The organism is Pelagibacterium mangrovi (assembly GCF_036662815.1).
Taxonomy (GTDB): Bacteria; Pseudomonadota; Alphaproteobacteria; order Rhizobiales; family Devosiaceae; genus Pelagibacterium; species Pelagibacterium mangrovi.
Genome location: NZ_JBAFXA010000025.1, coordinates 1 through 1,324 on the forward strand (window position 1 = coordinate 1; position 1,324 = coordinate 1,324).

At 64.0% G+C, this 1,324-nt stretch carries 1 protein-coding gene; it reads left to right on the forward strand.

The window, feature by feature from the left end; translation table 11 throughout:
* Positions 1-99 precede the first annotated feature (99 nt).
* Positions 100-1,302 carry an IS256 family transposase gene (locus V4T21_RS19105; RefSeq protein ID WP_332719924.1) on the forward strand — a complete coding sequence of 401 codons (1,203 nt, stop codon included), beginning with the start codon at positions 100-102 and terminating at the stop codon, positions 1,300-1,302.
* The last annotated feature ends 22 nt before the right edge of the window (positions 1,303-1,324 follow it).

The following is a 1,324-nucleotide window of genomic DNA, read 5'->3' on the forward strand; positions in this document are numbered from 1 at the left end:
GGTCGTGTCCCAACTGGTGGTGTAGCTGAAGGGTGGTCATCGACGGATTTCCGGTAAGGTCTGGTTGCTTACCCCAACCCTGTACCTGAAGGACCACCGATGACCGACCCGATGATGAACCTGCGCACGCTGGTAGAGAAGACCCCTGACGCCGATATTCTGCGCGAGATGATCGGCTTCGCCGCCGAACGGCTGATGGAGCTGGAGGTGGGCGCAGCCACCGGCGCCGGCTATGGCGAGAAGAGCGCCGAGCGGCGGGTGCAGCGCAATGGCTACCGCGAGCGGGACTGGGAGACCCGGGCCGGCACTGTCGAGCTGCGCATCCCCAAGCTGCGCAAGGGCAGCTACTTCCCTGGCTTTCTTGAGCCGCGCCGCATGGCCGAGAAGGCGCTGACGGCTGTTATTCAAGAGGCCTACATTCAGGGCATCTCGACGCGCTCGGTCGACGACCTGGTCAAGGCCATGGGCATGAGCGGCATCTCCAAGAGCCAGGTCAGCCGGCTGTGCGAGGAGATCGACGGCAAGGTCAAAGCCTTCCTGGATCGGCCGATCGAGGGTGATTGGCCGTATCTTTGGATCGACGCCACCTACCTCAAAGTGCGCCGGGGCGGCCGTATCGTCTCAGTGGCTGCCATCATGGCCGTGGGTGTCAATGCCGATGGCCGGCGTGAGGTGCTGGGCATGGAGATCGGCACCTCGGAAGCCGAGGCGATCTGGACCGAGTTCCTGCGCAAGCTCACCCGACGTGGATTGCGCGGGGTCAAGCTGGTGATCTCGGATGCCCATGAAGGCATCAAGGCTGCTGTCACCAAGGTCCTTTGCGCCACCTGGCAACGCTGCCGGGTCCACTTCATGCGCAATGTTCTGGCTCATGCCGGCAAGAGCGGCCGCCGGGTCGCCAGCGCCTTCATCGCCACTGCCTTCGCCCAGGAGACCCCTGAGGCGGCCAGCACCCAATGGCGCGCCGTCGCCGACCAGATCCGCCCTCGGGTGCCCAAGCTCGCCACCATCATGGACGAAGCAGAACACGACGTCCTCGCCTATATGAGCTTCCCCAGGGAGCACCGGGCCAAGCTTCACAGCAACAACCCAATCGAGCGCGTCAATGGCGAGGTGAAGCGGCGGACCGAGGTTGTCGGCATCTTCCCCAATGAGGACGCCATCATCCGCCTCGTCGGAGCTATCCTGCTTGAGCAGAACGATGAATGGGCGGTTCAGCGGGCCAGATACATGACACTGGAATCCGTCGCGCCGTTGAGCGATGATCCCCTCGTCAGCTTGCCGGCAGTCCCCGCACGCTGACCAGCCCGGCCAAGCCGGAAAA

Coding starts and splice junctions, on each gene's coding strand:
- V4T21_RS19105 (WP_332719924.1), top strand. CDS start 100: ATGACCGACCCGATGATGAACCTGCGCACGCTGGTAGAGAAGACCCCT.